Genomic DNA, 25,458 nt, shown 5'->3' with positions numbered 1-25,458 from the left:
GCACCCACACTCACTCAAAAATCATGACGAACTTACCGCACTACCCAACTCAACGCGCCCGCTTTCTCGCCGCCGTCAAACGGCAAAACGGCGCATTAACGTCCTACGCGCATCCGTTACCCGGTCCGCAGGGCGAGGAACTTTTCACTGACGTCGCGGTAATCGGCGATGCCAACGCATCACGGCTGATGCTGGTGATCTCCGGCACGCACGGCGTAGAAGGCTATTACGGCTCCGATTGCCAGATCGCCTGGCTGGATACCTTCAACCTCACGGCGCTGCCCGCGGATACTGCTATCGTGATGCTGCATCTGCTCAATCCGTGGGGCGCGGCGCATTTACGCCGCGTCAATGAAGACAACATCGACCTTAATCGCAACTTTATCGATTTTTCACAGCCCACACCTGCCAATCCCGATTACGCCGCGTGGCATGGCATTTATCACGGCGACCGTGCCCGCGCCGATAAGCTGTTAGCTGACGCGCTCAACAGCGCCGGTTGGCCGGCGATAAAACGCGTGGTGGAAGCGGGGCAATATGGCGCGGCGGACGGTTTCTTCTTCGGCGGCCAACAGCCAGGCTGGTCGTACCGCACGCTGCAAACCATCATCGCCGATCACTTGTCGCACGCCAAAACCATCATCAGCTTCGATCTGCACACCGGCGCGGGCGCGTGGGGACATCCGATGCTGCTGTCGATTGCCGAGCAACGTTTTGCCGCACATGACTGGGGCAAGGAGATTTATGGAGAATGGTTAACGCTGCTATTCACCGGCGCAGGGCGCGACAGCGAAACCGGCGTGACCGCGACGGCTACCGGCTATGTGTCGCAATTTCTGCTGACGTCGCTACCGAAGACGCAGATTTTGCCGCTGGTGGTGGAGTGCGGCACCTATCCTGGCGAGGAGATGCATCGCCGCGTGCGCGACGATCACTGGCTGCATCTGCAAGGCGATCCAGCCAGTGAAAGCGGGCGGGCGATTAAGCAGGAGCTGGTAGAAGGATTTTGGCCCGCCGACGCTGACTGGCGCGCGCTGGTGGCTTTTCGCACCCAGCAGATTTTTGTGCGTGGCTGGCGGGCGTTAATCGATTTATAAGCGTCCGTAAAACGTCATGCGGGCGGTTTCCGACAGGGCAATGCCTGGCTCGGTGTTATACGCCAGCACCGCAAGCATGCGGGTGATATCGCCTTCGGTTGGCGTAACGCGATGCAGCGAATTGCGCCCACGGAACAGCACCAGATCCCCGGCATCAATCGCCAGCGCTTCCACCGGCTGGCGCTGATCCAGCACCGCCGCCACACCGTCGAAATTCATCTCACCGGCATCGGCATCGCGCAGATCTTTCACATACTGGAACACGGCGCCGGCGCGCGGTTTCTGCACCAGCAGCGTGATGGCGAACGACGAGTTATCAAAGTGCCAGCCCAGTTCCTGGCCGTCGGGCGCGTAGTGCAGATTGATCGACGAAAGCGGATCGGCATACGGATAGAGCGCCTCTTCACCCAGCACATCGCACAGGAAGCTTTTGAACAGTTCATCGTTGTAGAGCTGGCGCAGCGGCGAATCGGCGGCAATCACATCATCGGTGATGCAGCCTTTGGTGCTAATGACATCGCGATTACGCGGATGATCGGCGCTGAAAGCCTCATCTTTTTTCATCAGATAAACGTTGTGTTTGCTGGCGGTGTGATACGCCAGATGGCGCTGCGCATCGCCTTCGGCAATGATGGCCTGCAGCGCAGCGGGCTGCAGGAACTGACGCAAAACTAAAGCGCCGTGCTGATTAAGTTGGTCACGGCAGGTGCGACGCCAGTCGGCATCGGCCAGCGGATGCAGATCGAAACGAATCAAGGCAGACATAGTTTTACTTCTCATGTGTTACAGGTGTGTAAAGACTGTAACTCGCTGATATGTTAATACGTAACGATAAAAATTTAACACCTTGCTAAGGAAACCTTAATGCCCGCCCCATCACCACGTTTGCCCAAAATCAGCGTCATTCAATCCTTCAAAGTGGCGGCGGAACTGGGCAGCCTGGCGAAAGCGGCTGCGCAGCTGGCGTTAACGCCCGCCGCCGTGAGCCAGCAAATTCGCCAACTGGAAGAGCAATTGGGCAGCACGCTGTTTGTGCGCACACAAAGCGGCGTGATGCTGACGGAGATGGGCAAAGAGTATCTGCGTTATGTCACTGAGGCGTTCGACATTCTGCACCTCGGCCAGCAAAACCTGCGCCATGCGGCGTCGGCACCGCGATTAACGCTCTATTCGCTGCCGGCGCTGGCCTCAAAATGGCTGCTGCCGAACATCGCGCAGTGGCGCGCGCACTGTCCTGAAATTGATTTATCGCTGCACGGCACCCATACGCAAGTGGATTTCAACGCCACGCCAGCCGATTTTGTCATCTGTTTCGGCGAAGATCGCTATCCGCAGCTGGACAAGCAGCTGCTGTTTCTCGATGAGGTGTTGCCAGTGGCGAGCCCGGCGCTACTGCATCGTTTTGCCGGTATGGATGTGTTGCAGTACGCGCCGCTGATTCACCTCGACTGGGGCAACGAAGGGCGTTTCTTACCTGACTGGCGCAGCTGGTTTCAGGCTAAATGCATTGACGATGCGCCGCCGCAGCCGTCGTTCAGTTTCAATCTTACCTCGCTGGCGATTGATGCCGCCGTGGCAGGCGCGGGCTTGCTGCTCGGTCAGCGGCGTTTGATTGCCAACGAACTGGCGCGCGGCGAGCTGGTGGTTGTCGATCCGCTTAGCTTGCCGCTCAGCAAACCCTATTTCCTCGTCTGGCCGCAGCGCTCGCTCAGCCAGCCGGGCAGCGCTGCGCTAATCCACTGGCTCACGCAGCTGGCGGGATAATATACCCACTCGTAGCATCGCCCTTTATGGCGACCTGGAAAAGAAAGGGAGTTCATCAATGACCGCCGATCTCAACTTCTGGCTCACCGCGCTGGTGGTGGGCAGCACCATTTTGCTATGGGCCAGCGCGCGTTTGCCGGAATACGTCACCGCGCTGCTGTTTTTCACGGCGGCGATGTTGCTAAAGTTGGCTCCTGCCAGCAGCATATTCAGCGGTTTTGCCTCGTCGGCGTTTTGGCTGGTGCTCAGCGGATTTGTGCTGGGCGCGGCGATCCGCAAAGTTGGTCTGGCGCAGCGCTGGGCGAACTGGCTGGTGGTGCCGCTTAGCCAAAGCTGGCCGCGTATGATTGCGGGAACCGTGCTGCTGACTTACCTGCTGGCGTTTATTATGCCCTCAAATATGGGACGCATCGCGCTGCTGATGCCGGTGGTGCTGGCGATGGGCGAACGCGCAGGAATCAAAGCGGGCAGCCGCGGCAGTATTGGCCTGGCGCTGGCAGTGGGATTTGGCACCTTCCAGCTCTCCGCCAGTATTTTGCCCGCCAATGTGCCGAATCTGGTGCTGAGCGGCGCGGCGGAGAGCGCGTATCAGCTGCACCTGCAATGGTTGCCGTGGTGGTTGCTGCATATGCCGGTGGTGGGCGTCGTTAAGGGCTTGTTGTTGATAGGTTGCCTGCTGTTTCTGTTTCGCGCGCAGCCCAAAGCGGTCCACCAGCGCGACAGCTTAACCGCGCTTAGCCGCAGCGAATGGCGCTTGATTGGTCTGCTGGCGATCACTTTGCTGCTGTGGATGACCGACAGCGTGCACGGCTTACCGGCTGCGTGGGTGGGATTGGCGGCAGCCTGTATCTGTTTATTGCCGCGCGTAGGTTTTATCTCCAGCGAGGACTTTGCCAGCGGGGTAAATTTCCGCACCTGCATTTACATTGCCGGGATTCTTGGTGTCGCCACGCTGGTAGTGGATTCAGGCCTGGGACGGATGATCGCCAATGCGTTGCTTAACGTGTTACCGCTGCACGAACACCCGTCCTTCAGCAATTTCGCGGTGCTCAATGCGCTGGTGTCACTACTGAATTTCGTGCTCACCGCCAACGGCGTACCGGCGATGGTGACGCCGATGGCGCAAGAACTGGCGAACGCGTCTGGCTTTCCGCTACTCACCGTGATCATGTTGCAGGTGTTTGCCTACGCTACGCCGCTGCTGCCGTATCAGGCATCGCCGGTGGTGGTGGCGATGGGACTCGGCAACGTTCCGGCGAAGGCCGGTTTACAGCTGTGCGCACTGATTTTTCTGCTTAGCGCGGTGTTGCTGTTACCGCTGGATTATCTGTGGTTTCGGCTGCTAGGCTATGCCTGATGTGTTTGCCAGAGATTGCCTATGCCAGCCAATAATGATTGGGTTGATTTTCGTCGTGATGATGAAACCGGAATTGAAAGCGTCAACGCGCACTTTCGCGGACACGCTTACGATCCGCACGATCACGACGAACTGCTGGTGGGCGTGACGCAACAAGGTTTGCAACGTTTTAACTGCCATCGTTCGCTGCACACCAGCACGCCGGGCCGGGCGATTTTGATTGAACCGGGTGCGGTACATGATGGCCATGCGCCGGACGCCGAGGGTTTCACTTACGTGATGCTCTATCTGCCGCAAAGCTGGGTGGCGGAAATGATGCAGCGTCGCGGCTTGGGTGATGTGTCGAATATCGAAGGCGCTTTCCGCCACACGTTGACTGACGATGCGCTGTTAGCCAGCGCCATTCAGCAAGCCTGGTTTGCCGTGCATCAGGGCGAAGGGCGGTTGGCGCGCGATCAAAGCCTCGATCATTTGCTCACCCTGCTGTCACGCCATCTGGATACCAAACCAAGCCTGCAGCACAGCGAAGCGATGCGTCAGATGCAGCTGCTGCGCGACTATCTGCACGATTTTATGGCGCAGGATATTGGTCTGGATGAACTGTCGCGCCTTTCCGGCATTGATCGATTTCGCCTGACGCGCCAGTTTAAACAGGCGTTCGGCCAATCGCCGCATGCCTATCTGGTGCGTTTGCGTTTGCGCAGCGCGCGCACGTTGCTGGCGCAGGGCATTGAGCCGGTGCAGGTGGCGGCGCAGGTTGGATTTGCCGATCAAAGTCATTTGGGCCGTTGGTTTCAGCGCGCCTATCGCATGACGCCCGCCGCTTATCAACGTCAGTGCACAAACGTTCTATACGCTTCCCCACCTGCTCTTAGATGATGAGGTTTTCGTTGTCATTGGAGAGTTGTTGCAGATGTTTGATACCAAAATCGCCCTGATCGTACGTGATGATTTAGCCACCTGGCAGCGCCTGAATGTGGTGGCGTTCCTCGCTACCGGCGTGGCGTCCGCCGCCCCCGAGATGATGGGCGAACCTTATATTGATGCCAAAGCGCGACAGTACGGCAACATGGCGGGCCAGCCGATGCTGGTGTTTGCCGGGGATTTGGCCGGTTTGCAGCGTGCGCACCGTCAGGGACTGGAGCGCGAGTTAACCATTATTCCTTACGTGGAAGCGATGTTTTCCACCGGTCACGATGCGGCGAACCGCGAAGTGTTTATGGCGGAGGATGCTGATCATTTGAATCTGGTCGGCATTGCGCTGCGCGGCCCGAAGAAGGCGGTGGATAAGGCGATTAAGGGATTGGCGTTGCACGGGTAAAGCACGTTTTCCCTCACACTAACCCTCTCCCGCGGGCGGGAGAGGGCCAGGGTGAGGGCGCTATTAAACAAACTTATCCGCCGCGCTCAGCAACAAATCTTCCCGCCCACGCAGCGCCAGCAGCTCCAGCCCAATCGGCAATCCTGCGGCGCTGAATCCCGCTGGAATGCTGATCGCCGGCGCGCCGGTCACCGCTGAAATCAGCGCGTTGCTGCCTTCCTGCATCTCACCGTGCTTAACCGGCGCACGGCGCACTACCGGATAAGCCAACAGATTGATCTGCTGCGCGGCGAAAAATTCAGCCAGCTGCAAATACAGATCGCGCTGACGCTGCTGCACCCGCCGGTAACCTTCACTCTCAACGCCCGGATGCTGGGCCCGCGTGGTAAACACCGTTTCCAGCTGCGGATGATAGCGCCCGGACGCCACCACTTCCGCCAGCGTGCGGACCTGCGCCTGCGATTTATTCGCCAGATACGCCGCCAGCGCAGCGGCAAATTCGTAGCCGATGATATTGGCGTCGGCGGCCAACGTCTCCAGCTGCGGATAACTCACCTCACGCGGCGCGAAATCCGCCAGTGCCGCGCGAACCGCCTGATTAATCTCGTCTTCATCGGCTGCAAACCCTTCCAGCCAGATGCCGATGCGCAGCGGCTCATCGCTCTCCGCAAACTGTTGTCCGCTAAGAATTTCAGACGCTAAACGTAAATCCGCCGCCGACCGCGCCAGCGGGCCGGGAATATCCTGAGTTGGCGACAGCGGCACAATGCCGTCGGTGCTGATTGCACCGCGCGTCATGCGCAGGCCAAAAAGATGGTTAAACGCCGCCGGAATGCGCACCGATCCGGCGGTATCGCTGCCGATCGCCAGCGGCACGTAACCGGCTGCGACCGCCACGGCGGAACCGCTGCTCGATCCGCCCGGCGAGCGGCCTTCAACCCACGCATTATGGGTAAATCCGCTTAACGACGACGCGCCGGTAATGCCCGCCGCCAGCTCATGCATGGCGGTTTTGCCGATCAGAATCGCGCCTGCCTTTCTCAGTCGGGTAACCAGCGGCGCATCGTCGCTGGCAATAACCTCACGCAGCAGCACCGAACCGGCGCTGGTTGGCCAGCCCTGCACTTCGATATTGTCTTTAATCAGAACCGGAATACCTTCCAGCGGTCCCGCCGCCTCGCCGCGCTGACGACGCGCATCGCTGGCGTCCGCTGCCGCTAAGGCTTGTTCGGCAAACAGCCAGGTGATGGCGTTGTAGCGCGGTTGATCCACCTCGCCAATGCGCTGCAGCGCGAAGGTAGCTAACTGGCGCGCGCTCACCGTGCGCTGGGTCAGCGCCTGATGTAAATCGTTAATCGAAGCGGTGGGATAATCAGCGTATTGCATTAGGTTAATTCTCCAGCGGAATCCATTGTCCGTCGCGCGTGACGCGTCCGCACGCGCTGCCATTAAAGTGGGTGCTGAACCAGATTGCCTGATGTTGTGCGCACCAGTCCACCACCCGTTGCCGTGAAGTGACCGCCAGCGCTTTATCCTCGCAAAACAGTGAGTTCCAGTACGGATACTGAAACTGAATGGCATTATGCATCACGTCGCCGGCAAAGATCGCCGATTCACCGGCGCTTTCCAGCACAATCGATGCATGATCAACGCTGTGACCGGGCGTGGAGAAATAGCGCAGCACGCCAGCAAACAAAGGTGAATCCTGCACGTTGATAGTCTCAAGCTGGCCGCTCCCGATCAGCGGCAGAATACTGTCGCGATAGAGCTCCTGCGCCGCCGGATTCTGTTGACAGTGCGCCAGTTCCCGCGCCGAGCAGATATAGCGCGCATTCGGGAACATCGGCAGCCATTCGCCATCACGCTGATGCGTATTCCAGCCAACGTGATCGGTATGAATATGCGTCATCAGCACCAGCGTCACTTCGGCTGGATCAACGCCCGCCTGCGCGAGGTTTGCGGCATACGGCGTATTCAGCTGGTGAAACAGCGGCTTGTTATCGCGATTGCGGCCGTTGCCGGTGGCGGTATCGATAATGATGGTGTGTTCACCGGTGCGCACCACCCAGCTATGAATCGACATTTCGGCGGGCTGCTCAGCTAATTCGTCACTCATTTCCGCGCGATGTGGCGTAAACAGCACGCCCAGCGGGAAGGCAGCGGTTTGTTCGCTCACTTTGGTAATCAGGCAATCGCCGACGCGAATCGTCATGAGGAGCTCCTAAAGTTTTTTGGTAGCAGGGAAGAAGCCTCACTATACTGGCGGCACGATCATTATTTAAATCGATTAGAATCATGCAAAGCATCAACGAAAATGATTTCTTGCGCATCGACCTGAATTTGCTGGTGGTGTTGCTGGTGATGTACGAGGTGCGCAGTGTCACGCAAGCGGCAAATCGGCTCTATCTCGGACAACCGGCAGTGAGCGCGGCGTTAAAACGGCTGCGCGAGATGTTTGACGATCCGCTATTTGTGCGCGCTGGATCGGCAGCTGCAATAACAAGGTGTAGCGCGGCGCGTGCGCTATGTGACGCCAAATTTCTCCGCGTTGCCGATGCTGCTTAAGCGTTTGCCGCTGTTCGCTACGGTGCCGCAGGGTTTGGTACCATCCTGGTGCGATTTGTATGACCTGAGCGCCGCGCCAGTACCGGTCAATATGCCGGATTATGAAGTGTCGCTGCTGTGGCATAACGCGCGCAGCGAAGATGCCGCCAACCGCTGGCTGCGGGAGAGGCTGCGCGGGCTGATAAAGAGTAAGCCGCTTTGATGAGGTCGCCATAAATGGCGACCTGCACGTTTACCACGGCACCACACGCCCTAAATAATCCAGATAATGAATTCCGCGTCGCCCAGCGTAGCTTTCCATAGTGTTCAGCAAGTTCGGAATGCTCTCCTCAATGGTCAGGCGCGCTTCCGGGCCGCCCATATCGGTGCGCACCCAGCCGGGTGCCATCAGCAATAGCGTGCGCTCGCCGCCGCTACGTGCGGCGAAGCTGCGCATAAACATATTTAGCGCCGCTTTGCTGCCGCGATACACCTCGTAGTTACCGTTGGTGTTGTTGGTCAAACTGCCCTGGCCAGATGACATCACCGCAATAGTGCCGCTGGGCGTAACGCGATCTTTAAAGGTTTCAATCACCCGCAACGGGCTTAGCGCGTTAGTCACCATCACGCGGGTGAACTCTTCGGTGGAAACATCGGCGATGGTTTCGCGGTCATCATTTTTCACCCCTGCGTTGACGAACAGCATATCGAACTGCCAATCCGCTAGCCGCGTATGCAGCGCTGCGACCTGTTCCGGTTCATTGATATCCACGCTTTCCACCGTCAACTGTGCGGGGAAGCGATCGACCAGTTGTTGTAAATTCCCTGTCGAGTTTTCACGTCCGGTGGCGACCACCTGAAAACCGCGCTGCAGCATGGTTTCCGCCAGTGCCAAACCCAGGCCACGCGATGCGCCAATCAGTAATATCTTCATGTTGTTCTCCTTGGTGTTTGCGATAAGAAGAGTGTAGCGCCGGGTTAGGGCAGGCGGAACGCGCAGCACTCGCAGTATTAACCTGCGCCAAACGCCTTGTCTCAAAGTGCGCAATAGGCGAGGATAAAGCGTATGAATGATGCCGATTTGAATCTGTTAATTGCTTTGGATGCACTGCTGATTGAAGGCAGCGTGATTGGCGCTGCGCGTCGCTTGAGCTTGAGCGAATCGGCGATGAGCCGCACGCTGGGACGCTTACGTGCCACCACCGGCGATGCGCTGTTAGTGCGCGCCGGACGTAACATGGTGCTGACACCTTATGCCGAAGCGATTCGCGAGCGCACGCATCACACGGTACGCGAGGCGCGTGCGGTGTTGAGCCCGACGGCGCAGTCGCTGGATCTGCATCAGCTAGATCGCTGCTTCACCCTGCGCACCAATGAAGGGTTCGTCGAAGCCTTTGGCAGCACGCTTATCGCTGCCGTGGCGCAACAAGCGCCGCACGCGTGGCTCAGTTTTGTGCCCAAGCCGGAGAAAAGCGCGCGCGATTTGCGCGAAGGCAACATCGATCTGGAGATTGGCGTCCTGGGCAATATGGGCCCGGAGATTCGCCTGCAGGCGCTGTTCCGCGATAGCTTCGTTGGCGTGGTGCGCGCCGGGCATCCGCTCACGCAGCGGCTGAATATCACCCAGTTCGCCGCTTTTGGTCATATCGTGGCGTCACGGCGCGGTGAGCTTGGCGGGCCGATTCACGATGCGCTACAGCAGGCAGGATTAACCCGCAAGGTGGCGGCGGTGGTAGCGGCATTCTCCAGCGCGGTGGCGCTGGCGCAGGAATCGGATCTCGTCGCGTTGGTGCCGCGTTCGCTGTTTCTGCATCATCCGTTGATCAAAAACAGCACCCACTTAGCGATGTTTGAACTGCCGTTCGCCACGCCAGAAATGACCGTGTCACAACTGTGGCATCCGCGACTGGAAAATGACGCGGCGCATCATTGGTTACGCGGCGTGGTAAAAAAGGTTTGTCAGCCGCCGCGCACCGAACCACGCCACACTACATCGGCCTGATACAGCAGGCTGTCGTGCTGCTGTTCAACTTGCGGCGTGAAGCCGGTTTCCTCCTGCTCGGTTTGTATCAACCATTTCACCGCGTCCTGTGCGAACTGCTCAACCGGCTGGGAAAACGTGGTGAGATTGTAGGAGGACCAGCCGGCCTGCGCGATGTTGTCGTAACCGATCAAACAGAGATCTTCCGGCACGCGCAGCGCAAAGCGGTGGCGCGCTTCATCCATAAAGCCGCAGGCCACCAAATCGGTGACGCAAAACACGCCGTCTGGGCGCTGATGACGCGTCAGCAAGCGGTGCGCCAGAATCTGCCCACTCTCGTACGAAGTGGTACCAAAACGTTCGATGGTCACGGTTAATCCCGCCCGTTCGGCCGCCAGCACAAAGGTGTCTTCGCGCTTTTTCAGGCTCGGCGTGCCCGCCAGCGAATTGGCAAACGCCAGATGCTGACAACCGGCGCGCTGAAACGCCATCACCGCCGTTTGCGCGGCGCTTTCGGCATCGAGATTGATGCTCAGCGAGCCCGGCAGCGATTCGTCGCGGTTGATCAAAATGATGCGCTGGCCGTGTTTATAGCATTGGCGCGTGATGGTGCGATCCGGCATGCCGGAGAGAATGATTGAGGCATCGGCGCGGAAATTAATCGCCTGCTGCAATGCCGCCGAAACGCTGTTATCCGAGCGATCGGTGTTGATCAGCATCGCCACTTTGCCTGCTTCCTGCAAAAACTGCGTCAGCCAGCGCACCAGACTGGCGCGATAGGGCGTGGCGATTTCCGAGACGATCAGGCAGACAATGCTGCTGCGATTGCGCACCAGACCGCGCGCCAGATGATTGACGTGATACCCCAACTCTTCCGCCGCCTTCATCACCCGTTCTCGCGTTGCCGGTGACACGCTGGCGCCCGGCGTAAACGCGCGCGACACCGCTGAGCGCGATACGCCCGCGCGTTCAGCGACATCCTGCGCGCTCACCACCGCTTTCTCATGCTGCATGTTCAACACCTCTTCACAATCTGGCTGCAACTGAGTCTGCCTCAGATTGCAAAGCTGTGCAAACTGCTTAAGATCTCATTTGTTGCATTTTTGTGACATCGCCTAACAATTGCGCAGCTTGGTGTTTGACAGGACATTTCTTGTTCATTACTACTTTGCACACACGTGCAAGAAAAGGTGCCAATGAAGCACCAACCCTACAATCCAGGAGAACACTATGCGAGTCACCTCAATGGCCATCGCGCTATCCCTCTGTTGCACTGCCATACCTTTTGCCGCTTCGGCGGCGGGCAATCTGAACATGGTCTGCTCCGCCGATGTGGTGGTGTGCGAGCACATGACCAACATCTTCAGCAAGGCACATCCGGATATCAAAGTCAGCATGGTGCGCCTCTCGGCGGGCGAAGCTTATGCGCGCCTGCGCAGCGAAGCACGCAATCCGCGCACTGATATCTGGTGGGCCGGCACCGGCGATCCGCATATGCAGGCGGCGGAAGAGGGGCTGACGCAGCCGTACAAATCGCCGCTGCTCGATCAGCAGCAGGATTGGGCGCAGAAGCAGGCGGAAAACTCTCATTACCGCACGGTGGGCATCTACGCCGGCGCGCTCGGTTGGGGCTATAACACCAAATTACTGGCGTCGAAAAAGCTAAAAGAGCCGAAATGCTGGGCCGATCTGCTGGACCCAAGCTTCAAAGGGGAAATCCAGATCGCCAACCCGAACTCGTCGGGCACGGCGTACAACACGCTGGCGACGCTGGTGCAGATCATGGGTGAAGATCAGGCCTTTGATTACCTGAAAAAACTCAACGCCAATATTTCGCAGTACACCAAATCCGGCTCGGCGCCGGTGAAATCGGCGGCGCGTGGCGAAACCACCGTGGGCATTGTGTTTATGCATGATGCGGTGGCGATGGAAGTCGACGGTTTCCCAATTAAGACCGTGGCGCCCTGCGAAGGCACCGGCTATGAGATTGGCTCAATGTCGATTGTTAAAGGAGCGCGCAATCTCGCGAACGCCAAAGTCTGGTACGACTGGGCGCTGAGCGCCGAAGCACAATCGCATATGAAAGAGGCTAAATCCTTCCAGCTGCCGTCGAACCGCAACGCGGAGATTTCAGAGTACGCGCCGCGCTTTGAGAACATCAAACTGATCGATTACGACTTCAAGACCTACGGCGATTCGGCCAAACGTAAAGCGTTACTGGGACGTTGGGATAAAGAGATTGGTGCCAGCGCGCAGTAACAGAATTTGCGCACACCGTAGCGTGGCAATTTATTGCGCGTTGTTCGTCGGTGCATGCGGTTCGAATGTTGAAAAGCAAAGACGCGCGAGAAATCGCGCCGCTACGCATACGTGCACGCAATGACGTTTTGGGGGATTGGATGAATGCAAATAATCGTCGTCTGACAGGCGCGCTGCTCATCGGCGCAGTGGCGTTACTGCTGCTGCCGTGGTTCAGCCTGGAAGCCGGTTTCTTCAGCCGCGGCTGGTTAACCAGCCTGTGGAGCGATAGCGCCAACGCGCCTGCGTTGTGGCAAGTGGGCGAACATCCGTGGCTCATCATCGCCATCGCGCTGTTTGTGCTGTGCGCTGGCTGCGGCCTCCTGCCGGGCGCGGCGCGCAGCCGTTTGCTGCTGCTGTTCAGCGCACTTGGCGTGCTGTTCCTCATCATCGAAGGTCACGCCATTGGCTACAGCGGCTGGAGCTGGCTGTGGCTGGAAAACCGCTTCGGCACGCTCGCATCCGGCCAGCCGGCAATGGGCGCAGGTGCGCTGCTGTTGCTGACCACTTTTCTGCTGCTGTTCTCCTTCGCGCTGGCTGAACGCGGCGTGATGAAAGGCGACGCCTTTGTGGTGGCGTCGCTGGTGCTGCTCACCGCGCTGGTGAGCATCTTTGTGCTCTATCCGGTGCTGAGCATGTTTGTGGTGTCGGTGCAGGACGTAGACGGCAGCTTCAAACCGGATGGCTTAATCAGCAACATTCAGGATCCGTCGATCTGGAGCTTGTCCTGCTTGTCGGGCGGCACCTGCGGCACCGCATGGCGCACGTTGTGGCTGGCGCTGATGACTGCCGCCGGATCAACGCTGCTCGGTTTGGCGTTTGCCTTAGCCGCTACGCGCACGCCGCTGCCGTTTAAGAAAGCGCTGCGCATGCTGACCATTTTGCCGATCATCACGCCGCCATTTGTCATTGGTCTGGCGCTGATCCTGCTGTTTGGTCGCTCCGGCGTAGTGACGGAACATCTGGCGGCGCTGTTTGGCATCGAGCCGGGCCGCTGGCTATATGGCTTAACCGGCATCTGGATTGCGCAGGTGCTGTCGTTTACGCCGATCGCGTTTCTGGTGCTGATTGGCGTGGTGGAAGGTGTTAGTCCGTCGCTGGAAGAGGCATCACAAACGCTGCGTGCCAATCGCTGGCGCACCTTTACGCGCGTCTCGCTGCCGCTGATGGCGCCGGGTTTAGCCAACGCTTTCCTGATTGGCTTTATCGAAAGCATGGCCGATTTCGGTAATCCGATGGTGCTGGGCGGCAGTCACGGCGTGCTCTCCACGGAGATCTTCTTCTCGGTAGTTGGCGCGCAGAACGATCCAAGTCGTGCGGCCGTGCTGGCGATGATTCTGCTGTGCTTCACGCTGACGGCCTTTGTGCTGCAGCGCTGGTGGCTCGGCGGTAAAAACTTCGCCACCGTCACCGGCAAAGGCGACGGCGGCAAACATGTGCAGCTGCCGCGCGTGCTGCGCTTTGGCGTGTACGGCATGGTGATTCCGTGGGGCCTGTTCACGCTGGTGATCTACGGCATGATTGTGGTCGGCGGCTTTGTGCAGTCGTGGGGATTGAATGATGCGCTGACCATCGAGCATTACGTGCGCGCCTTTGGCGTCAGCTTCAGCAACGGGCACCTGCTGTGGAGCGGCGTTGCGTGGAACTCGTTCTGGACCACGCTGGAGATCGCGCTGATTGCCGCGCCGCTGACGGCGATTGTCGGCCTGCTTACCGCATGGCTAATTGTGCGTCAGAAGTTTGCCGGTCGTCAGACCTTCGAGTTCCTGCTGATGCTGAGCTTCGCCATTCCCGGCACGGTGATCGGCGTGAGTTATGTGATGGCCTATAACCTGCCGCCGCTGGAGATCACCGGTACCGCGATGATCCTGGTAGCCTGCTTTGTGTTCCGCAACATGCCGGTCGGCGTGCGCGGCGGCATCGCGGCGATGAGCCAGCTGGATAAAAGTCTGGATGAAGCGTCATTAACGCTCGGGGCTAACAGCTTCCGCACGCTGCGCAAAGTGGTACTGCCGCTGCTGAAACCTGCCATCAGCGCCGCGCTGGTCTACGCCTTCGTGCGTGCCATTACCTCAATCAGTGCGGTGATCTTCCTCGTGAGCGCGCAATACAACATGGCAACCTCTTACATCGTCGGGCTGGTGGAAAACGGCGAATACGGTGTGGCGATTGCTTACTCAACCGTCTTGATTGTGGTGATGCTGCTGATCATCGGCATGTTCCAGTGGCTGGTGGGCGAACGGCGTTTGCGCCGCGTGGCCCGTCCGGTCGATATTGCGGTGCCGCCCGCAACAACCTCATTAACGCAGGAGAGAGCCGTATGACACGCGTAACCGCTGGATCTGTGGTGTTTGAACACGTCTCGAAACGCTTTGCCGGATTTGATGCCATTCCCGATCTCTCGCTGACGGTGGAGCCCGGCACGCTGGTAACGCTGCTGGGTCCGTCCGGCTGCGGCAAAACCACCACGCTGCGCCTGCTGGCCGGGCTCGAGCATCCCAGCGCCGGGCGCATTTTGATTGGCGGCAAAGATGTCACCAACTTGCCCGCCAATGAGCGCGACGTGGCGATGGTGTTTCAGTCTTACGCGCTGTTCCCGCACATGAGCGCGCTCGACAACATCATGTATGGCTTGCAGTCGTCGGGCATGAATAAACGTGAAGCGCAGGACCGCGCGCGCGAAGGGTTGAAGCTGGTGGGCCTCGAACATCAGGGCCAGCGATTGCCGTCTGAGCTCTCCGGCGGGCAGCAGCAGCGCATTGCGGTGGCGCGCGCGCTGGTGCTGGAGCCGCAGGTGCTGCTGCTGGATGAACCGCTCTCGAATCTCGATGAGCGTTTGCGTCGCCGGGTGCGCACCGATATCCGCGATCTGCAACAGCGACTCGGCTTCACCGCGGTGTACGTCACGCACGATCAGGAAGAGGCGCTGGCGGTCTCCGATAAGATTATTGTCATGAAAGAGGGGGATATTGCACAGCAGGGCGCGCCGGAAAGTCTTTATCACGCGCCGAACTCGGTGTTTATCGCCGACTTTATGGGCGAGGCCAATATCCTGCCGTGCGAAGTGGAGCAGCTTGATGGCAGCGAAGCGCTGGTGCGACTCGGCAGCCAGCGCTATCGCGTGCGCGGCAACGGCCTGAAAACCGGCGCAGCACAGCTGTCGGTGCGACCGCAATTCATCACCCTGCGCGGAGAAGGCGCAGGTGCACTGCGCGGCGAAGTGACGCACAGCACGTGGCTCGGCGACCATATCGAATATGAAGTCGCCACCGAATTGGGTTCACTGTTTATTGTCGATGCCGAGATGGAGCAGCAGTTGCCGCTGGCCTCGAACGTCGCGATTGATTTTAAACCTCAGGGTTTGGCCCTGATTGCCGGTTAATGTAAGGATGGATGATGAGTGAATTAGACAATGACCCGCTGTTATCGCGCCTGATTCTGGCGGAGAAGGTGGCACGCGCCGGCGGCGCGAAGGCGCTGGAGTATTTCCATCAGCGTGAAACCTTGGTGGTGGAGACCAAATACGATTTGCAGGATGTGGTGTCGCGCGCTGACCGCGAAGTGGAGCAGATGATCGACCAGCAAATTCGCGCGCAGTTTGCCGACGACGGTTTCCTCGGCGAAGAGTACGGATTGCAGGAAGGTTCATCGGGTTATACGTGGGTGGTCGATCCGATCGACGGCACCAGCCCGTTCCTTAACGGCATGCCGAACTGGTGCGTGTCCGTGGCGGTGCTGCATGACGGCGTGCCGGTGATTGGCGTGATTTTCGCGCCCACTTATCAGGAGTGTTACGTGGCGGCGATGGGTCAGGGTGCCACGCTCAACGGCAAGCGCTTGCAGGTGGATGCGTCGCGCACGCTGCAAAACCACGTCACCGGTTTTGGTGCCAACAGCCACGTCAGCCCGGATGAAGTAGGGAAAATCCTCGCATCGCTGCTGGCGGCAGGGGGGAATTTTATCCGCATTGGGTCCGGCGCATTGATGCTGGCGTGGGTCGCGGCTGGGCGCGTGGTCGGTTATTACGAACCGTACATGCATGCGTGGGATTGCCTGGCCGGTTATTGCCTGGTGAAGGAAGCGGGCGGCTGGTATCACCCGTTCAATACCGAAGGTGAACGATTGTTGAAAGGCGCACAGGTATTGGCGGTTGCGCCAGGCGCGGAAGCCGATTTGAAGCGGATTGCCGGGTTGTGATGTTGGTTGCGGTCGCCATTGAATGGCGACCTTCTATCAAACCAGAATAAATTCCCGGTAACCCGACCAAATCACATAGATGGCGAAATAAACAAAAATCAACGCCGAAGCAAGATAGGAATACTTCAACAAACGCTGCCCCAGCAGCTTGCCGCCCATGCTCCCCACCAGGCACAGCACGCAGGTCCACACTACGCCCGCAATAAAGAAGCCGCCAAGAAACGATGAGGTTGCCGCCGCGCTGCCGTGTCCCATGCGGGAAATCAACGCACCGCCGACGCTGGCAAACCACAAAATTGCAGTCGGCGATGACATCGCCAGCATCACGCCACGACTGAACTCGCGCAGCAGCGATCGATAGGGCTGTTGTTCGGTTTCCGGCAGTGCAGCCTGCTTTTGCAACGCCGCATACAGCATTTTCCCGGCAAACCACAGCAGCATCACACCGCCGCCAATCCACAATATCCAGCGCACGGCGGTGAATTGAAGCACTATCGCCATGCCCGCCAGCGCCAGCACCGCATAGACTAAGTCACCAATGCAGGTGCCAATCCCCAACCAAAAACCGTGAAAATAGCCGCGCTGCATCGCCAGCGTGATCATGGCGATATTGGCGAGACCGATATCAAGGCATAACGACAAACTCAGCAGAAAACCATTTGAAAACTGCAGCATAGCAACGTCAGCATCCCTGGCATGTTAATAAGGCTGTATTAAAGCATGCAGGAAAACGCAGTAATAATAAGAATTACGCATTTGTGCTATTCCGGCTGCCACGTTTGGAGGTAATCGTGCTCTACCGGCGGATAAATCCACGATAATGTGAACACGATCACGCCTGTTCGCCGCGAATCAAAGCAATCCCACTATAGTCGTTATGCGGCCTGCAGCATTAGCCGCAATCACAATAAAAAATCCAACTCTGCGAACGATTTTTATAAAGAACATTCCGATTATGGTGGGTACCACAATGAAAAATCACAATAAAACGGTGTCTGGCGGTATGGCGTCACGTTTAAGCGTGGCATTATCGCTAGCTGTTTTCACATTAGCGGGAAGTGCAATGGCAACTGCAGCGGAACATCATAACCAAACGGCTTTAGTGGGCACATGGACCAGCATCCCGGATGCGCCGTTAGTGCAAAATCCAGGTCATCCCAGCGAAGGTTTATACCGTTTGAAGGTCAATAGCGACGGCACGCTAACGCCGCTCGATTTCATCAAAATGAAAAGCCCATCGTGGATTGTGAAATCGCACGATGGACGTTTTGCCTACACCACTAACGAAGAAAACGCCGGTGCTGTGACTGCGCTGGCGATTGATCACGGCGGCGAAGTGCGCGTGATTAACGCGGTGGATAGCCACGGCCAGCAGCCGACGCATGCCACCATTAGCCCGGACGGGAAATTCTTGTTTGTCGCCAACTACTCGGTGGCTAAAGGCGGTGCCAGCGTGGCGGTATTCCCGATTCATCACGACGGTTCGCTCGGCGAGCAGGTACAGAATTTCCCGTTCGCCAGCGGCAGCGGGGCGGTGAAAGATCGTCAGGATAGCGGACATGCGCACTCCACCACCTTCACTCATGATGGCAAATACCTTTACGCTGCAGATCTCGGCGGCGACAAACTGCACGCTTATGCCTATCACGCGGGCAACGCTCAGCCGCTGCAAGCGGATACTTCACGCGATGTCACCTTCCCGGCCGGATCGGGCCCGCGTCACATGGTGTTTTCACCGGATGGCAAACACGCCTATGTCACCACCGAAATGGCCGGTGAAGTGGCGGTGTTTGCGGTTAAGGACGATCGTCTGCAGCAGCAATCCAGCGTCAAATTGAATACGGAAAACAGCAGCGCCGAGTACCGCAGCGGCGGCGGCATTATCCTCAGCCCGAACGGCAAGTTTGTGATTGCGGCTAATCGCGGATCGGATAACAGCTTAGTGGTGTTCCGCATTGAGCAGGATGGTTCACTGGGATCGCCGGTGCGCTATAAAGCGGATGGCATTGAACCGCGCGCTTTCGCCTTTGATGCCAGCGGCAAATACCTTTATGTGGCGAACGTGTTTACCAATAACATCACCCTGTTCCATTTCGATGAACAGAGCGGTGTGCTGAAAGCCGCGGGTGAAGTGGCGAAGATTGCCACGCCGACGGATATTAAGTTTTTTAACTGAGTTTTATTGAGGTCGCCATGAATGGCGACCTCGCACCTAATTGGTGCTAATTGCCATTTAACAGTGCGCACGTTGTCGTAGCGGCGCGATTTATCGCGCAATGAATCGCGCCGCTATGTGAATGTGCAGAGCCTAATTAATTTGGCCCACTTCTTGCTTCATACAAAATAACGCCCCAACGATGTGGCAACCCTCTTGTCAATGCAGACAGCGCCGTCTGTAGATCGCTTTTATTCTCTCCGGCCTCCCGGAAACACTCCTGTTTGATCCTTCTCTTTTCAAGAGGTTGCTATGGCTATTAGTCGTCGTTCATTTATCCAGGGTTCAGCCGTTTCGGCATTAGGCTTGGCTGCAGGCGTTGCGCCTCAATTCTCTTTCGCCGCCGACAGCAAAGACGCCATCAAAATCGCCAGTATTCTCGACTTATCCGGCGGGCTCGATATTTACGGTAAGCCGATGTCGAACGCCATTAATCTGGCGGCAGAAGAGATCAACGCGGCGGGTGGTTTATTAGGTCGACCGTTGCAGGTGATTAATTACGATGCGCAATCCAATATGCAGCTTTATGCGCAATATGCGCAGCAGGCGGCGCTGAAAGATAAAGTGGCGGTGGTGCATGGTGGTATTACCTCGGCCTCGCGTGAGGTTATTCGTCCGGTATTGGATCGTTTTCGTTCACTCTATTTTTATCCGGCGCAATATGAAGGCGGCGTGTGCGATCGCAATTACTTCTCATCCGGTTCTACGCCGGCACAAACCGTGGAAAAGCTGGTGCCTTATGCGGTGAAGAAGTGGGGCAAAAAAGTCTACGTGCTGGCGGCGGATTATAACTACGGCCAAATTGTCTCGGCGTGGGTGAAAAAATCGGTACACGATAACGGCGGTGAAGTGGTGACGGTTGAATTCTTTCCGCTGGATGTCACCGATTTTGGTGCGGCGATCTCTAAAATCCAGAGCGCAAAACCCGACATGGTGTGGTCAGCGCTGGTCGGTGGCGCGCACATCTCCTTCTATCGCCAGTGGCATGCGGCTGGTATGAGCGGCAAGATCCCGATTGCCTCCACGGTGTTTGGCGGCGGCAACGAACATATCATTCTGTCGCCGGAAGAGAGCAACGGCATTCTGGTTGCCGCCAACTATATGCAGGAAATCCCCTCGCCGGAAAACAAAGCTTTCGTTGAGCGATTCCATGCGCGCTACGGCGCCAATACGCCGTACATCAGCGACCTGGCGATGGGCGCTTATCAGGGCATGTTGATCTGGGCGGAAGGGGTGCGCAAAGCGGGCGATATCGATCGCATGAAGGTGATCGAGGCACTGGAGTCCGGCGTCACGCTGACCTCGCCGAGCGGCAAGCTGAGCGTGGATCCTGCGACGCATCACTGTTCGCTGGATGTGCATATCGCCGAAGTGGAAAACCATCAGATGAAAATTCTGCAAACCTTCACCGATCAAGCGCCGGTGGATACCGCGATGGTGTGCGATCTGAAGAAAAACCCGCGCGATACCAAACAGTATCAAATTGAGCTGTGACAGGAGCCGCTATGGATCTGTTCATTATCTACGCCATTGAAGTGCTCAATGCCATCGCCGTGCTGGTGATCATGAGCGTCGGGCTGGCGGTGGTGTTCGGCATGATGAAAATCGTCAATATGGCGCACGGCGAATTCATGATGCTGGGCGGCTACAGCGCTATTCTCGCCACCAATCAGTGGGGCGTGCCGATCTGGATCTCGATGCTGGTGATTGCGCCGCTCACTGTGGGGGTGTTTGGCGCGGTGATTGAGCGCGTGATTATCCGTCATCTGTACGGGCGGATGATCGACACCATGCTGGCGACATGGGGGCTGAGTCTGGCACTGATTGGTGCCGCCACCATGCTGTTCGGCAACACCACGCTGGGCATCAGTTCACCGCTGCCCAGCGTCAGCATCGGCAGCTACAGCACCAGCGGTTATTCGCTGTTCATGATTGTGTTTGCGATCGGCTTGCTCGGCGCGCTGTGGTTGTTGCTGCGCTTCACCACTTTAGGTTTGTGCGCGCGCGCCACCATGCAGAATGCGCGCATGGCGGCGGCGCTCGGCAGCAATCCGGGCAAAATCTACAGCCTGACGTTTGGCCTGGGCGCAGCGCTGTCGGGTTTAGGCGGCGCGCTGTTAGCGCCGATTACCGGCGTGATCCCGACCATTGGCGTCAGCTTTATCGCTAAAGCCTTTATCACGGTGATTGGCGGTGGTAGCGCCATCATCGCCGGAACGCTCTCCGCCTCGACGCTGTTCGGCACCATTTCGCAGCTGGTGACCTACTTCTCCACGCCGGTGTTTGGTGCCGTCGCGCTATTGCTGAGCGCCATTGTGCTGCTGCGCTTGCTGCCGCAGGGCATCACCGGACGCTTCTTCAGGAGATCGCTGTAATGAAACTGTTCTCGGAAAAGATCCAGATTATCGTCATCTCACTGGCGATGGTGCTGGTGGCGCTGTGGCTGTCAGGCGCGATTGAGCTCTACACCTTGCTGTCGCTGACGGTGTTTCTGGTGATGGGTTTGTTGTCGCTCAGCCTGGCGTTCATCTGGGGCTACGGCGGCATCCTGTGCTTTGGTCAGGCGGCGTTTTTCGGTTTAGGGGCCTATACCTATGCGATTTGCGCTATCAACTGGGGCGATTCGACCTGGGCGGTGGTGATGGCGGTGCTGCTGCCAACGTTGTTCTCGCTGTTGCTCGGCTATGTGATTTTTTATGGCGGCGTCAGCGATGTCTATCTCGGCGCCATCACGCTGGCGGTGAGTCTGGTGCTGTTTAACTGGGTCAACTCCACCTCCGGCAGCGAATACCACATCGGCGAGGCGTTGCTGGGCGGCTTTAACGGCATTCCTTCGGTGCCGACGCTTAACCTGCCGTTCCAGCCGGATGCGATTTTATCGCCCGAGGCGATCTTTATGGTCACCGCCGGATGTCTGGCGCTGTGCTACGCCTTGCTGAAGTTCGTGCTGCTGAGCCGTTTTGGCAAAACCGTGGTGGCGATTCGTGAGAACGAGCAGCGCGCCGGATTGCTCGGCTATAACGTGCCGGCGCATAAATTGGCAACCTTCGCCATCGGCGCGGCCATTGCCGGACTGGCGGGCTGTTTGTATGTCAACTGGGGTGCCTTTGTCAGTCCCGGCGTGTTTAGCATCAGCCAGTCGGCGCAGATCATTATCTGGGTGATTGTCGGTGGCCGCGGCACGCTGCTGGGTCCGGTGATCAGCTGCGTGCTGTTGCAGTGGATGGTGACGCGGCTGGGCGCGCAGCAAACCGTGGATGTCAACTTAGTGCTCGGCGTGATTCTGGCGGTGTTTGTGTTGCTGATTCCAGGCGGCATTCTGCCAACGTTGCAGCGCCTGCGGCGGCGCAAGCGTCCCGCCGCGCCCGCCAGCCGCGCGCAGGTCAGTGAGGTGAAACCATGACGGCCAACGTGTTACTGGAAACCCGCAAAATGGGCGTCAGTTTTGGCGGCGTGCATGCGGTGAAAGAGGTGGATTTCACCCTACGTGAAGGTGAGTTGCGCTGCCTGATCGGCCCTAACGGCGCAGGCAAAAGCACTTTCTTCAAGATGCTGAGCGGCCAGGTCACGCCAACGCGCGGCGAGTGCCGCTATCGCGAACAGGTGATCTCCGGCAAACGGCCATGGGAAATCGCGCGTTTGGGGATTGGCATTAAAACTCAGGTGCCGAGCGTGTTCGAAGGCTTAAGCGTGCGGGAAAACCTGTGGCAGGCGGCAGCAAATAAGCTGGCGAAAGCGGCGCTGCCGGCGGCGATAGAACAGGTGCTGGAGGATATCGGTCTGGTCGATCTGCAACATGCGGTGCTCTCGGAACTGGCGCATGGTCAGCGGCAGTGGGTGGAGCTGGGGATGATCCTGATCTCCAAACCGCAGCTGGTGCTGCTGGATGAACCGGCGGCGGGTATGACGCATCAGGAAGTGCGCAAAACCGCGCAGCTGATCAAGGCGATTAATCAGCAGAGCACGGTGGTGGTGGTGGAACACGACATGGAGTTCATCAGCATGATTGCGCAGCAGGTGACGGTGTTTAACCAGGGCGCGGTGCTGGCGGAAGGCAGCTTCCGCGAGGTGACGCAAAATCCGCGGGTGAAAGAGGCGTATCTCGGCAATCTGGAGATTAAACATGCTTGAAATTAAAGAGATGGTCTCGGGCTACAACAAGATTCCGGTGCTGAACTTATCCGAGCTGTTTGTCGGCGCGAAGTCGTTTACCGGCGTGCTGGGCCGCAACGGCATGGGCAAAACCACGCTGCTGCGCACCATTATGGGGGAACTGCCGGCCTGGCAAGGCCAGATCGCGCTGAACGGCATCGATATTACCCGTTATCAGGCGCACCAGCGGGCGGTGGCGGGCATCGGTTTTGTACCGCAAGGGCGACAGATTTTCCCGCAGCTGACGGTGGAGGAAAATCTGCGCATGGGCTGCGTGAAACATTTTTCCCGCGCCGGAGAGATTATCGAGCAGATGCTGGCGTATTTTCCGCGCCTGAAACGCCTGCTGGCGCAGCCCGGCGGTGCGCTATCAGGCGGCGAGCAGCAGCTATTGGCGCTGGCGCGCTGCCTGTGCGGCCAGCCGCAGCTGGTGCTGCTGGATGAGCCAACGGAAGGGATTCAACCGAATATCTGCGAGGAGATTATCGAGACATTACGACGGCTGCGGCATGAGATGGATATTTCGATCATTCTGGTGGAGCAGGATATCGAGTTTCTATACGCGCTCTCTGACCAGATTCATGTGATCGAAAAGGGGCAGATTGTGCAGAGGATCGATCCGAAAACCCAGTCGAGCGCCAGCGTGGCGGAACAGTTTTTGGGGTTTCATGCTTGAGCTGTTTTACCCTTGCCCTCACCCTAGCCCTCTCCCGCAGGCGGGAGAGGGGACAGATTGAGCGGGCTCGTATATGGCAGTGTCTCCCTTTCCCTGTGGGAGAGGGCCGGGGTGAGGGCATCAGCGCGCAGCGGACATTGTCCGCCCTGACACAGCACCCGGCAGCATCAGCAAAGCGTTAACCCATCCGCTCGCTTACTGTGAGCTTTCCTCATTCGGGATGCGCATAGGGTGAAGCATGACTGAACAATCATTACTGGCAACGCTTTCTGGTGTCCGGCTGCATATTTTCCATCCTGATTCACAGAGCGTGCGCGCGTTTTGCGCCTCGCTGACGCAGCTGGGCTGTCACGCGCAGCACAGCTGGCCGCCTGCCGCGTCACTCTCCACGGATACGCAGCTGCTGCTGGTGGCGATCGATATGCATCAGCAGCCACTGTTAACCCCGCTGTTTATCAGTGCGCGCGAGAGGGATATTCCCATCATCGCGCTGGCGGATAGCCACAACGCACGGCTGTTTCCGCTACTGCTGCAACTCCAGCCGAATGCCATCGCTGCGCGTGAACTCAATCCGTTTGCCTTGATTGTGCAAATGATTGGCACGCTAAAAACCGTGCGTCACCAGCAGCGGTTGCGTGCGGTACAGCAGGCGCGTCAAGCGCGTAGTGAGCGACTGGCGCAAGCCAAAAGCGTGCTGATGCAAACCTTCGGGCTGGATGAATCGGGGGCGTACCGCTTGATGCGCAGTGAAGCGATGAACACGCGCAGCAGCATGGAATACACCGCCGAGCGCGTGATCACCACGCTACAAAAGTAGCGGCGCGTCCGGCTGCCGTAACAGGCTGCTGGGCGTATAACCAAAGGTTTTGCGGAACGCCAGGCTGAAGTGCGACATATCGCTGAAGCCGTGATCCAACGCCACCTGGGTGACATTGCGCGCTTTGCCTTCGGCGAGAATGCGATGACACGCCTGCAATCGCTCCTGCCAGAGAAAGTTCATCGGCGTGGTGCCGTGCGCGGCAAACACCCGGCTGATAGTGCGCGGAGAGACGTGATGCGCATTGGCGATCTGCGCCACCGACAGCTCTGGCTCCTGCAGGTTGTGACGCAGAAAACTCACTACGCGTGAGTAGAGATCCGGCTTCAGCGCCTCTTCGCTGTGTTGCAAATTGACGCTCACCGAAATCATATTCAGCAGCGTGTTGGCAAACTGCTCGGCCAGAAACGGGTTCTCGCGGTCGGGATTAAACACGAACGCTTCCTGCAGCAGCAGCTTGAGCGATGCCATGCCGGGGCGCGTGAGATCCAGCGTTTTGCCTGCCAGTTTGGCGGTGGCAGGCGCTTCCTTCTCCATGATGTGACGTGGCAGATGCACGATATTGATCGCCACCTTCTCCATCGCAAAATCAAACGGCGTGGCAGCATCGTAAATCACCACATCGCCGGCGCTGACGCGTGATTGATGGCCATTCTGCCGCAGCGTGCCGCTGCCGGCGCAGACGTAGCCCAGATAGAAATCGTGATTAGGATGGCGGCGGATGCATTCTGCTGTGCGTTGCCACATCAGCGCGGTATGCGATACGTGATTGGCAATATCCATGTGACCGAGCATCGAATAGGCAAAGCTGCCGGAAAATGTGCCTGAATGCATCTGTCGCGCTTGTGCGTTGATCAGACGCGAGCACACCGCATCACGCCAGGCATCGAAGCGATGACGGTTATCAAGATCGTCGGTGGTGAAAAGCTCTTTCATATCAGCATCCCCTAAACATGGCGAAAAAGGGCGGAAGTCAGGAAGTTGAAGCAAGTTTCAGGCCATGAGCGGGTGAAATGACCGCCCCGAAGCTATCGGGGCG

24 protein-coding genes and 1 pseudogene are annotated in these 25,458 nt (G+C 58.1%); 18 read left to right on the top strand and 7 right to left on the bottom strand.

Going from position 1 to position 25,458, the window contains the following annotated elements:
• Positions 1-23: 23 nt before the first annotated feature.
• Positions 24-1,097, top strand: a complete 1,074-nt coding sequence (locus tag MWH02_RS10070; protein WP_271460626.1) for a DUF2817 domain-containing protein — start codon at positions 24-26, stop codon at positions 1,095-1,097.
• Here MWH02_RS10070 and MWH02_RS10065 read toward each other — a convergent pair.
• The gene (locus MWH02_RS10065; protein WP_271460515.1) at positions 1,092-1,862 is read right to left on the bottom strand and encodes a 2OG-Fe(II) oxygenase; all 771 of its coding nucleotides are present in this window, start codon (positions 1,860-1,862) and stop codon (positions 1,092-1,094) included. The two genes, MWH02_RS10070 and MWH02_RS10065, sit on opposite strands and share 6 nt — an antisense overlap.
• Positions 1,863-1,961: 99 nt before the next feature.
• Between MWH02_RS10065 and MWH02_RS10060 the strand changes: the two genes are divergently transcribed.
• The 4 genes from MWH02_RS10060 to MWH02_RS10045 are packed head-to-tail and all read left to right on the top strand — an operon-like array spanning position 1,962 to position 5,539.
• Positions 1,962-2,861 carry a LysR substrate-binding domain-containing protein gene (locus MWH02_RS10060; protein WP_271460514.1) on the top strand — a complete coding sequence of 300 codons (900 nt, stop codon included), beginning with the start codon at positions 1,962-1,964 and terminating at the stop codon, positions 2,859-2,861.
• Between the two features lie 58 nt (positions 2,862-2,919).
• Positions 2,920-4,218 carry an SLC13 family permease gene (locus MWH02_RS10055; RefSeq protein ID WP_271460513.1) on the top strand — a complete coding sequence of 433 codons (1,299 nt, stop codon included), beginning with the start codon at positions 2,920-2,922 and terminating at the stop codon, positions 4,216-4,218.
• Positions 4,219-4,239: 21 nt separating this feature from the next.
• Positions 4,240-5,097: an AraC family transcriptional regulator gene (locus MWH02_RS10050; protein WP_137387257.1), complete on the top strand. Its 858-nt coding sequence runs from the start codon at positions 4,240-4,242 to the stop codon at positions 5,095-5,097.
• 34 nt (positions 5,098-5,131) lie between these two features.
• Positions 5,132-5,539 (top strand): DUF2000 family protein, encoded by a 408-nt coding sequence (locus tag MWH02_RS10045; protein ID WP_110866750.1) that lies wholly within the window; start codon positions 5,132-5,134, stop codon positions 5,537-5,539.
• Between the two features lie 63 nt (positions 5,540-5,602).
• Here the strand turns inward: MWH02_RS10045 and MWH02_RS10040 are convergent, their stop codons facing one another.
• Entirely contained in the window at positions 5,603-6,925 is a 1,323-nt protein-coding gene (locus MWH02_RS10040; RefSeq protein WP_271460512.1) for an amidase, read from the bottom strand.
• 4 nt (positions 6,926-6,929) lie between these two features.
• Positions 6,930-7,751 (bottom strand): MBL fold metallo-hydrolase, encoded by an 822-nt coding sequence (locus MWH02_RS10035; protein WP_271460511.1) that lies wholly within the window; start codon positions 7,749-7,751, stop codon positions 6,930-6,932.
• An 83-nt stretch (positions 7,752-7,834) separates the two neighbouring features.
• Between MWH02_RS10035 and MWH02_RS10030 the strand changes: the two are divergent.
• Positions 7,835-8,306 (top strand): annotated as a pseudogene (locus tag MWH02_RS10030) (LysR family transcriptional regulator).
• Between the two features lie 30 nt (positions 8,307-8,336).
• Here MWH02_RS10030 and MWH02_RS10025 read toward each other — a convergent pair.
• The gene (locus MWH02_RS10025; RefSeq protein WP_271460510.1) at positions 8,337-9,017 is read right to left on the bottom strand and encodes an SDR family NAD(P)-dependent oxidoreductase; all 681 of its coding nucleotides are present in this window, start codon (positions 9,015-9,017) and stop codon (positions 8,337-8,339) included.
• A 132-nt stretch (positions 9,018-9,149) separates the two neighbouring features.
• Between MWH02_RS10025 and MWH02_RS10020 the strand changes: the two genes are divergently transcribed.
• Positions 9,150-10,085 (top strand): LysR family transcriptional regulator, encoded by a 936-nt coding sequence (locus MWH02_RS10020; protein WP_271460509.1) that lies wholly within the window; start codon positions 9,150-9,152, stop codon positions 10,083-10,085.
• On the opposite strand, the gene MWH02_RS10015 is transcribed toward MWH02_RS10020, so the two are convergent.
• The gene (locus MWH02_RS10015; protein WP_271460508.1) at positions 10,043-11,077 is read right to left on the bottom strand and encodes a LacI family DNA-binding transcriptional regulator; all 1,035 of its coding nucleotides are present in this window, start codon (positions 11,075-11,077) and stop codon (positions 10,043-10,045) included. The genes MWH02_RS10020 and MWH02_RS10015 overlap by 43 nt on opposite strands.
• Before the next feature lie 217 nt (positions 11,078-11,294).
• On the opposite strand from MWH02_RS10015, the gene MWH02_RS10010 reads away from it, so the two are divergent.
• From MWH02_RS10010 to MWH02_RS09995, 4 genes are all read left to right on the top strand, one after another.
• On the top strand, positions 11,295-12,323 hold the full coding sequence (locus MWH02_RS10010) for an ABC transporter substrate-binding protein (protein WP_101761718.1): 1,029 nt from the start codon (positions 11,295-11,297) through the stop codon (positions 12,321-12,323).
• A gap of 140 nt (positions 12,324-12,463) precedes the next feature.
• Positions 12,464-14,686, top strand: a complete 2,223-nt coding sequence (locus MWH02_RS10005) for an ABC transporter permease (RefSeq protein ID WP_271460507.1) — start codon at positions 12,464-12,466, stop codon at positions 14,684-14,686.
• Complete coding sequence (locus MWH02_RS10000) at positions 14,683-15,744, top strand: ABC transporter ATP-binding protein (RefSeq protein ID WP_061719127.1); 1,062 nt, start codon at positions 14,683-14,685, stop codon at positions 15,742-15,744. Before MWH02_RS10005 ends, MWH02_RS10000 begins: the two co-directional genes overlap by 4 nt.
• A 14-nt stretch (positions 15,745-15,758) precedes the next feature.
• Entirely contained in the window at positions 15,759-16,559 is an 801-nt protein-coding gene (locus MWH02_RS09995) for an inositol monophosphatase family protein (RefSeq protein WP_101761717.1), read from the top strand.
• 36 nt (positions 16,560-16,595) lie between these two features.
• On the opposite strand, the gene MWH02_RS09990 is transcribed toward MWH02_RS09995, so the two are convergent.
• Positions 16,596-17,234 (bottom strand): LysE family translocator, encoded by a 639-nt coding sequence (locus MWH02_RS09990; protein ID WP_192413203.1) that lies wholly within the window; start codon positions 17,232-17,234, stop codon positions 16,596-16,598.
• A 388-nt stretch (positions 17,235-17,622) separates the two neighbouring features.
• On the opposite strand from MWH02_RS09990, the gene MWH02_RS09985 reads away from it, so the two are divergent.
• From MWH02_RS09985 to MWH02_RS09955, 7 genes are all read left to right on the top strand, one after another.
• The gene (locus tag MWH02_RS09985; RefSeq protein ID WP_271460506.1) at positions 17,623-18,735 is read left to right on the top strand and encodes a lactonase family protein; all 1,113 of its coding nucleotides are present in this window, start codon (positions 17,623-17,625) and stop codon (positions 18,733-18,735) included.
• Positions 18,736-19,026: 291 nt separating this feature from the next.
• On the top strand, positions 19,027-20,268 hold the full coding sequence (locus tag MWH02_RS09980) for an urea ABC transporter substrate-binding protein (protein WP_110866760.1): 1,242 nt from the start codon (positions 19,027-19,029) through the stop codon (positions 20,266-20,268).
• Positions 20,269-20,279: 11 nt separating this feature from the next.
• Positions 20,280-21,149: a branched-chain amino acid ABC transporter permease gene (locus tag MWH02_RS09975; RefSeq protein ID WP_192234635.1), complete on the top strand. Its 870-nt coding sequence runs from the start codon at positions 20,280-20,282 to the stop codon at positions 21,147-21,149.
• Positions 21,149-22,177, top strand: coding sequence for a branched-chain amino acid ABC transporter permease (locus MWH02_RS09970; RefSeq protein ID WP_271460505.1), 1,029 nt, complete (start codon positions 21,149-21,151; stop codon positions 22,175-22,177). Before MWH02_RS09975 ends, MWH02_RS09970 begins: the two co-directional genes overlap by 1 nt.
• The gene (locus MWH02_RS09965; RefSeq protein ID WP_137387268.1) at positions 22,174-22,905 is read left to right on the top strand and encodes an ATP-binding cassette domain-containing protein; all 732 of its coding nucleotides are present in this window, start codon (positions 22,174-22,176) and stop codon (positions 22,903-22,905) included. The genes MWH02_RS09970 and MWH02_RS09965 overlap by 4 nt, the downstream gene beginning before the upstream one ends.
• The gene (locus tag MWH02_RS09960) at positions 22,898-23,602 is read left to right on the top strand and encodes an ABC transporter ATP-binding protein (RefSeq protein ID WP_101761710.1); all 705 of its coding nucleotides are present in this window, start codon (positions 22,898-22,900) and stop codon (positions 23,600-23,602) included. Before MWH02_RS09965 ends, MWH02_RS09960 begins: the two co-directional genes overlap by 8 nt.
• A 238-nt stretch (positions 23,603-23,840) precedes the next feature.
• Positions 23,841-24,419 carry an ANTAR domain-containing response regulator gene (locus MWH02_RS09955; protein ID WP_101761709.1) on the top strand — a complete coding sequence of 193 codons (579 nt, stop codon included), beginning with the start codon at positions 23,841-23,843 and terminating at the stop codon, positions 24,417-24,419.
• Here MWH02_RS09955 and MWH02_RS09950 read toward each other — a convergent pair.
• A complete protein-coding gene (locus MWH02_RS09950) occupies positions 24,408-25,355 on the bottom strand; it encodes a helix-turn-helix domain-containing protein (protein WP_271460504.1) in 948 nt (315 codons plus the stop codon). The genes MWH02_RS09955 and MWH02_RS09950 overlap by 12 nt on opposite strands.
• Between the last annotated feature and the right edge of the window lie 103 nt (positions 25,356-25,458).

The sequence above is a fragment of the Pantoea leporis genome (genome assembly GCF_028048155.1).
In the GTDB taxonomy this organism is placed as follows: Bacteria; Pseudomonadota; Gammaproteobacteria; order Enterobacterales; family Enterobacteriaceae; genus Pantoea; species Pantoea leporis.
The sequence above is the reverse complement of the archived record's forward strand: the minus strand, read 5'-3'. Positions and strand labels throughout refer to the sequence as shown.